10 protein-coding genes are annotated in these 7,411 nt (G+C 40.4%); 5 read left to right on the forward strand and 5 right to left on the reverse strand.

The window, feature by feature from the left end; all coding sequences use genetic code 11:
* Positions 1-20 precede the first annotated feature (20 nt).
* The 5 genes from rocS to glmU all read right to left on the reverse strand — a co-directional run bounded on the left by rocS (position 21) and on the right by glmU (position 3,555).
* On the reverse strand, positions 21-512 hold the full coding sequence (rocS, locus tag RWM06_RS09000; RefSeq protein ID WP_000021242.1) for a chromosome segregation protein RocS: 492 nt from the start codon (positions 510-512) through the stop codon (positions 21-23).
* Positions 513-588: 76 nt separating this feature from the next.
* Positions 589-1,281 carry a 5'-methylthioadenosine/adenosylhomocysteine nucleosidase gene (locus RWM06_RS09005; RefSeq protein ID WP_313970872.1) on the reverse strand — a complete coding sequence of 231 codons (693 nt, stop codon included), beginning with the start codon at positions 1,279-1,281 and terminating at the stop codon, positions 589-591.
* A gap of 16 nt (positions 1,282-1,297) precedes the next feature.
* Positions 1,298-1,609, reverse strand: a complete 312-nt coding sequence (macP, locus tag RWM06_RS09010) for a cell wall synthase accessory phosphoprotein MacP (protein WP_125452959.1) — start codon at positions 1,607-1,609, stop codon at positions 1,298-1,300.
* 11 nt (positions 1,610-1,620) lie between these two features.
* Positions 1,621-2,166, reverse strand: coding sequence for an NUDIX hydrolase (locus RWM06_RS09015; RefSeq protein ID WP_261233221.1), 546 nt, complete (start codon positions 2,164-2,166; stop codon positions 1,621-1,623).
* Between the two features lie 9 nt (positions 2,167-2,175).
* Positions 2,176-3,555 (reverse strand): bifunctional UDP-N-acetylglucosamine diphosphorylase/glucosamine-1-phosphate N-acetyltransferase GlmU, encoded by a 1,380-nt coding sequence (glmU, locus tag RWM06_RS09020; protein ID WP_313970873.1) that lies wholly within the window; start codon positions 3,553-3,555, stop codon positions 2,176-2,178.
* Positions 3,556-3,709: 154 nt separating this feature from the next.
* On the opposite strand from glmU, the gene RWM06_RS09025 reads away from it, so the two are divergent.
* From RWM06_RS09025 to RWM06_RS09045, 5 genes are all read left to right on the forward strand, one after another.
* Positions 3,710-4,510: a glycoside hydrolase family 25 protein gene (locus tag RWM06_RS09025; RefSeq protein ID WP_313970874.1), complete on the forward strand. Its 801-nt coding sequence runs from the start codon at positions 3,710-3,712 to the stop codon at positions 4,508-4,510.
* Between the two features lie 94 nt (positions 4,511-4,604).
* Entirely contained in the window at positions 4,605-5,447 is an 843-nt protein-coding gene (locus RWM06_RS09030) for a DUF368 domain-containing protein (protein ID WP_313970875.1), read from the forward strand.
* Entirely contained in the window at positions 5,447-5,932 is a 486-nt protein-coding gene (locus tag RWM06_RS09035) for an aminoacyl-tRNA deacylase (protein WP_313970876.1), read from the forward strand. Before RWM06_RS09030 ends, RWM06_RS09035 begins: the two co-directional genes overlap by 1 nt.
* Positions 5,929-6,546 carry a histidine phosphatase family protein gene (locus tag RWM06_RS09040; RefSeq protein WP_313970877.1) on the forward strand — a complete coding sequence of 206 codons (618 nt, stop codon included), beginning with the start codon at positions 5,929-5,931 and terminating at the stop codon, positions 6,544-6,546. Before RWM06_RS09035 ends, RWM06_RS09040 begins: the two co-directional genes overlap by 4 nt.
* A gap of 137 nt (positions 6,547-6,683) precedes the next feature.
* Positions 6,684-7,411, forward strand: a 728-nt coding sequence (locus tag RWM06_RS09045) for an amino acid--tRNA ligase-related protein (protein ID WP_313970878.1), incomplete at its 3' end; no start/stop codon positions are given.

Consider the following 7,411-nt stretch of genomic DNA (forward strand, 5'->3'; position numbering starts at 1 on the left):
TAACCTAAACAGCTCCTTGATTATCCTCCAAATAAACGAGCAAAAAAGCCTTTCTTAGTTGATTGGACTTCTTCTTTTGCTTGGTCCAGCTCTAGCTTAAGATTTTCTTGATCCTTCATGGCTTGAAGGGTCAATTGTTGCTGCTGATCAAGTTGTTTGTCTTTCTCAGCAATCTGACGGTCTTTGATACGCATCTGCTCGTCTTTTTCTGATAACTGACGATCCTTGGCTTTTAATTGTTCATAGAGACGAAGAATTTCTGCATTCTTCTCATCAACCAGAATCTCCATCAGTTCACGCTGCTTGACATCTTCACTGACAGGCTCATCTTCAAAAATCGTTTTTTTATAGATTTCTTCTAGCTTAATCAAGCCACTTCTGGTAACAACTGTTACCCCTTTGTCATTTTTATCTGTGTCTTCTTCTGGTAATTCTTTGACACGGTTATTGATTGCTTGGCGAGATAATCCTAAGACCTCTGCAATCTCACTGACGGTCATTTCAATACTCATAATATCCTCTGAAACGTTTTCTAGCTTTTCTTTATTTAAATCTTATCATAAGCTAGAAAAACTGTCAAATTTTCGCTTAATTTAAGGCCTTCAAAAAGGCTAATAAGACTTGGGCAGAGCGACGTCCAGCTTCGATAATAAACTCATCAAAAGAGATGTTTGCTTCATGATTGGCATTATCACTCATAGCTCGGATGACTAAGACTGGAAGATTAAGAGTATGTGCTGCCTGAGCAATAGCTGCCCCCTCCATCTCAACGGCTAAAACTTCTGGGAAATGGGACTTAATCGCTTCTATCTTATCATTTCCTGCAACAAAACTATCTCCTGTAGCAATCAAACCAAGATGCCAGTTCTGGTCCAATTGAGATAAACTCTCTTGGATTTGAGCAATAAAAGTTTTATCTGATTCGAAATAAAGCGGTTGTTGCGCCATTTGTCCATAAGCGTAGCCAAAAGCTGTGACATCCACATCATGATAGGCTAATTTGTCAGAAATCACGACATCCCCAACAGCAATACCTTCTGCTACTGCCCCAGCTGATCCTGTGTTAATTAGAGCATCCACTTGGAAATGATCAGCCAAAATAGCCACACTCATAGCAGACATGACCTTACCAATTCCACTTTCTACAAGAACGACTTCATGAGAGGCAATGGTTCCTGTATGATAGGTATTCCCTAAAACAACTTGCTCCTGGGCATTGTCTAAATGCTGGACCAGATACGCCAGTTCTTCTGGCATAGCCGCAATAATTCCTATTTTCATTTCAATTCCTTTTCTATTACAAAAGTTTCATTGCTAAGACAAGCAAAATCAAGAGAAAGATGACCGCGAATAAGATTTTATTCAACTTAGAATTGAAGACATTTCTCTTGGTATTTTCAATGCGACGGCTTTTATGAATAGACGGTTCGACCTGAATCTTCAAGGTTTCCTGGCTAAAACCATGATCCTTAGGATTGGCATAACCAAAACGGGAAGAAGAGGTTGGTAAAATCTTAGTCTCCTCATCATCTAGCAAAGGGGGACCTGAAATTTTTTCTCCTCTATTAGCTCTTTCGATTATTTCATCTGTTAATAAAGGTTTACCCATACTGACCTCCTCTATTTTTTGTTCAATTCCCAATACTGAACAGCCATAATTGTCTTAGCATCACAGATATGACCTGATTGGATCAATTCCTTGGCTTCTTCTAGGCTCACTTCAAGGACTTCTAAGGTTTCATCCTCATCCTGCGGGCGCGGATTTTCCACCTTTGTCAAATCGCTAGCTAGGTATAGTTTTAACTTCTCATTACAAAAGCCAATAGCTGAATAAAAATCGTACAAGAGTTCTAACTTCCCTGTATAGGCTGTTTCTTCCTCTAATTCACGCAGGGCAGCAGCGACAGGGTCTGTATTTTCTCCTACTTCCAATTTTCCGGCTGGAATTTCGTAAGAGACTGCCTCAATGGCTTTACGGTATTGCTTGACCAAGATGAGTTTTTGCTCATCCGTTACAGCTAAAACACAGACAGCTCCATTGTGGAAAATCAAATCACGTTGGGCAGTTCCCTTGCCTTCTGGTAATTCAACCTGATCTTGGACCAGTTTAAAAATCGGTCCTTGATAGATTTCTTTTCGGCTAAGCGTTTTTTCTTCAAATTCCATGACAGACTCCTACTGATTATTAGGATGATGAGGGAGGTGAGTCGCATATTCATCTTTGTTGACCTGACGACCACGACCAATCGCAATCGCATCTGCCGGCACGTCTTTAGTAATAGTTGAACCAGCACCAACGAGGGAATTGTCACCTAACTCAACTGGCGCAATAATGGTTGAATTTGAACCAACGAAGACATTGTTACCGATAACTGTCTTGTATTTGTTTTTGCCATCATAGTTGACTGTAATGGTTCCTGCACCAAAATTAACCTTGCTACCCACTTCACAGTTTCCGATATAAGTCAAATGACCAGCCTTGGTATTCTCACCGATTGAAGAACCTTTCACCTCAACAAAATTACCAATATGAACTTGGGCACCCAGACTTGAACCTGGACGAATGTGGGCATAAGGTCCGACCGTTACGCCATCTGCAACACTGCTTTCCTCAATCATAGAATTTGTAATGACAGCTCCTGCTCCAATAGTGCTGTCCACTACATAAGTACCGTTTGTCAAAACAGTCTCAGCACCAATTTTCGTTTGCCCCTTCAAGGTAACATTGGCTTCGATTTGAACTTCAGGAGCAATCTCCACATCAATATCGATATAAGCTGCTTCTGGATTGACAAAACTGACCCCATTGACCATGTGCTGATGATTGATGCGACGACGCATAACCGACTCAGCAGTCGCAAGAGCCACGCGGTCATTTACTCCAAGACTTTCATCAAAATCTTTCAAAGTATAAGCGCCAACTTTTTCACCAGCTTCACGGAAAATGCCAATGACATCAGTTATGTAGTATTCGCCTTGAGCGTTATTGGTATTGATATTTTTCAAAGCCTCAAACAAACGCTCGTTGTCAAAGACGTAAGTTCCAGTATTGATTTCCTTGATTTGCTTTTCAAAATCTGTAGCATCCTTCTGCTCAACAATGCGAAGAACCTCAGCATTGTCATTACGAACAATTCGTCCATAGCCAAAAGGATTATCTGTTTCAGCAGTCAAGATAGTGGCCACATTTTTATGATTGATGTGGAAATCAATCAAGTTTTTCAAGCTTTCACCAGTGATTAAAGGAGTATCTCCTGCGATGACCAAGGTGTGACCTGACAAACCTTCTAAGATAGGCTCTGTCATCATAACCGCATGACCAGTTCCTAACTGTTCAGATTGAGTCACAAATTCTGTCTGTTCAGCCAAGACCTCTTCAACCAATTCTGCCTTGTGTCCGACAACTGTTACTGTCTTTTCAGGTTGGATAGCTCCCACACTACGGAAAACATGTTCCAGCATTGAAATACCTGCAACCTTGTGCAACACTTTTGGCAAATCCGATTTCATGCGAGTCCCTTTACCCGCTGCTAAAATAATGGCATAATTTGACATAATCTTCTCTTTTCTCTAGAAATTCCCTTTTATTATACCATATTTCAAATCATTCCGCGCCCTTGAATGAAAAAATGCTCTAAAGTGCTTTATTAACCCATTTTTTGAGTGTTTTTTTTGATTTTTTCCCATTTTTAAGGTAAAATTATGAGATATGAGAAAGAAAATTAATCCGCTTATTTTATTTGGTTTTTTTGGGATTATGATTTTCATTTTAATCCTGAATCGCCCTCGTTTTGAGGACCATCCTGTAAAAACAAAATCCAATATCGCCCAAGTACAGACACAAGCACTACATAATATAGATAAACCAGTAATTGATGTTTCTGGTTGGCAACGTCCTGAGGAAATTAATTACGATACTCTCTCCCAAAATATTTCTGGAGCTATCGTTCGCGTCCATAGTGGCGCTCAGTCTTTAAAAGAAAACGATGCTTCCTTTGTCAATGGGATAGATAAGGCCTTTAAGACCCATATTACCGAGTTTCAAAAACGAAATGTACCCGTTGGGGTCTATGCCTTTGTAGCTGGAAAAAGTGTCCAAGAAATGGAAAAGGCTGCCGAAGTATTTTATAACGCCTCTTCACCATACACTCCTAGTTACTATTGGCTAGACGTGGAAGACAAAACCATGTCCAATATGAACGAGGGGGTTGAAGCCTTTCGGGCAAAGCTAGAATCCCTAGGTGCTAAAAACATCGGAATCTACGTTGGGGTCTACTTCATGGAAGAACACAGTATTGATACAGACAAGTTTACGTCTGTTTGGATTCCTTCCTATGGATCAAATACTGGATTTTTCGAAAGCAAACCTAATACGGACTTAGATTATGATATTCACCAGTACACATCTAAAGGAAAAATTGCTGGCTTTGATCACGATTTGGATATCAACGTCATCTCTTCCTTAAAAAACAAAGAAGAAACCTTTAGAAAACTCTTTTTAAAACCTTAAAAGCATTTGTTTAGCATTTGCTTTTTCTTTTTATTATAGATTGTGATACAATATAGTAAGGAGTTTTTGAAATTGAAATAGTTGGAGGAAATATATGCTCTCATGGTTAGCACGCCTTATTAAAGGGATTGTCATTGCTCTTGGATTTATCCTACCGGGAATTTCTGGAGGGGTTCTAGCAGCAATTTTAGGAATTTATGAACGGATGATTGGCTTTCTGGCCCATCCCTTTAAAGACTTTAAAAAAAATGTTTTGTATTTTATACCAGTTGCCATTGGTATGCTTCTGGGAATCGGCTTATTTTCCTACCCGATTGAATACCTACTTGAAAATTATCAGGTCTTTGTCTTATGGAGCTTTGCGGGTGCCATCATTGGTACAGTTCCTAGCCTTCTCAAAGAATCAACTCGAGAATCTGACCGAGACAAGATTGATTTAGTTTGGTTCTGGATAACCTTTATCATTTCTGGATTAGGACTCTATGCCTTAAACTTTGTTGTTGGAACCTTGAGCGCTAGCTTTCTTAATTTCGTCCTAGCAGGTGCACTGCTGGCTCTTGGCGTATTAGTTCCTGGCCTTAGTCCATCAAATCTACTTTTGATTTTGGGGCTCTATGCTCCTATGTTGACTGGTTTTAAAACCTTTGACCTCTTGGGAACCTTCTTCCCGATTGGAATCGGGGCAGGTGCAACTCTCATCATTTTTTCAAAATTGATGGATTATGCCTTAAACAACTACCACTCACGCGTCTATCATTTCATCATCGGTATCGTCCTATCAAGTACCCTTTTGATTTTGATTCCAAATGCAGGAAACGCTGAGAGTATCCAATACACAGGCCTTTCTCTTGTCGGGTATGTCATCATCGCCTTCTTCTTTGCACTGGGAATCTGGCTTGGTATTTGGATGAGTCAATTGGAGGACAAGTATAAATAATGGCAAAAAAAGTTAAAATCAAAAAAACATTGGTAGAACAAATCCTGTCTAAAGCAGCTATCCCACACCAGGGGATTCAAATCAATGCCCTGGAAGGAGAACTTCCTCAAGGTTATGAACGAGATCAGATTTTCAAAACCTTGGCTCTTTTGGGAGACAAAACAGGAGCGATTATCGGAATTGTCCCTATCACTCAACACTTGTCTGAAAAGAAACTAGCCAAAATTTCTGGCAATAAAAAAGTGAGCATGATTCCACAAAAGGACTTGGAAAAAACAACTGGTTACATTCATGGAGCCAATAATCCTGTCGGAATTCGTCAGAAACACAATTACCCCATTTTTATCGATAAAATCGCCCTAGACTTGGATCAAATGATTGTCTCTGCTGGGGAAGTTGGTCACAGCATTATCGTCGCTCCACAAGACTTGGCTAACTTTGTAAAAGCTGACTTTGCAGATATCTTGGAGGGCAGCCAAGAATGAAACTCTACTTTGTCCGCCACGGTCGTACCCTCTGGAACCAAGAAGGACGCTTTCAAGGTGCTAGTGGAGATTCTCCCCTTCTTCCTGAATCCATTGAAACCTTAAAACAACTTGGCCAATATCTCAAGGATGTTCCTTTTGATCAGATCTATTCAAGTGATTTACCTCGAGCGATCAAATCTGCTGAGATTATCCAAAGTCAACTCCAGAGCCCCTGTCCTTTAGAAAGTGTTCCTAACCTCCGTGAATGGCAGCTGGGTAAGTTAGAAGGTTTAAAAATCGCAACCTTGGAAGCTATTTACCCGCAACAAATTCAAGCTTTCCGATCTAATCTTGCCAAGTTTGACACTCAAATGTTCGGAGCCGAATCCCTCTATAGCACTACACAACGGACCATCCAATTTATCAAATCATTAAAAGATAGTCCAGCTGAGCGTATTCTAATTGTCGGTCACGGCGCCAATCTTACTGCCAGTCTTCGTACTCTTCTAGGCTATAAAGAACCACTTCTTCGTAAAGATGGTGGTCTAGCAAATGCCAGCCTAACCATTCTAGAAACCCATGACTTTGAAACATTTACCCTTGATACTTGGAATGATACTTCCTATCAATAACAGAACTTGATTTTAGCGTCAAGTTCTTTTTAGTTTTGAAAGATTATCCGTGAATTTCTTGCTTATTTATGATAAAATGGGAGTATCGCAAAAAATGACTCATCGTATTCAATTTTGAGTAAAACTAGGAGGATCCCATGTCAACAGAACATATGGAAGAACTAAATGACCAGCAGATCGTTCGCCGTGAAAAAATGGCTGCGCTCCGTGAACAAGGAATCGATCCTTTCGGAAAACGCTTTGAACGCACTGCAAATTCACAAGAATTAAAAGATAAATTTGCTGACCTCGATAAAGAACAATTACATGATAAAAACGAAACAGCTACTATCGCAGGACGCTTGGTAACCAAACGTGGTAAAGGTAAAGTAGGTTTTGCCCACCTTCAAGACCGCGAAGGTCAAATCCAGATCTACGTTCGTAAGGATGCTGTCGGTGAAGAAAACTACGAAATCTTCAAAAAAGCAGACCTTGGTGACTTCCTTGGTGTCGAAGGTGAAGTCATGCGTACAGATATGGGAGAACTCTCTATCAAGGCTACTCACATCACACACTTGTCTAAGGCTCTTCGCCCTCTGCCAGAAAAATTCCACGGTTTGACAGACGTTGAAACAATTTACCGTAAACGTTACCTTGACTTGATTTCTAACCGTGAAAGCTTTGAACGCTTTGTCACTCGTTCAAAAATCATCTCTGAAATCCGTCGTTACCTTGACCAAAAAGGTTTCCTTGAAGTGGAAACACCTGTTCTTCACAACGAAGCTGGTGGTGCTGCTGCCCGTCCATTTATCACTCACCACAATGCCCAAAACATTGACATGGTGCTTCGTATCGCGACTGAGCTTCACTTGAAACGCCTTATCGT

It is taken from the genome of uncultured Streptococcus sp. (genome assembly GCF_963516575.1).
GTDB lineage: Bacteria > Bacillota > Bacilli > Lactobacillales > Streptococcaceae > Streptococcus.

Bases quoted from the DNA above. Each gene is read 5' to 3' on its own strand.
- rocS (WP_000021242.1), bottom strand. From the start codon at position 512: ATGAGTATTGAAATGACCGTCAGTGAGATTGCAGAGGTCTTAGGATTA.
- RWM06_RS09005 (WP_313970872.1), bottom strand. From the start codon at position 1,281: ATGAAAATAGGAATTATTGCGGCTATGCCAGAAGAACTGGCGTATCTG.
- macP (WP_125452959.1), bottom strand. From the start codon at position 1,609: ATGGGTAAACCTTTATTAACAGATGAAATAATCGAAAGAGCTAATAGA.
- RWM06_RS09015 (WP_261233221.1), bottom strand. From the start codon at position 2,166: ATGGAATTTGAAGAAAAAACGCTTAGCCGAAAAGAAATCTATCAAGGA.
- glmU (WP_313970873.1), bottom strand. From the start codon at position 3,555: ATGTCAAATTATGCCATTATTTTAGCAGCGGGTAAAGGGACTCGCATG.
- RWM06_RS09025 (WP_313970874.1), top strand. From the start codon at position 3,710: ATGAGAAAGAAAATTAATCCGCTTATTTTATTTGGTTTTTTTGGGATT.
- RWM06_RS09030 (WP_313970875.1), top strand. From the start codon at position 4,605: ATGCTCTCATGGTTAGCACGCCTTATTAAAGGGATTGTCATTGCTCTT.
- RWM06_RS09035 (WP_313970876.1), top strand. From the start codon at position 5,447: ATGGCAAAAAAAGTTAAAATCAAAAAAACATTGGTAGAACAAATCCTG.
- RWM06_RS09040 (WP_313970877.1), top strand. From the start codon at position 5,929: ATGAAACTCTACTTTGTCCGCCACGGTCGTACCCTCTGGAACCAAGAA.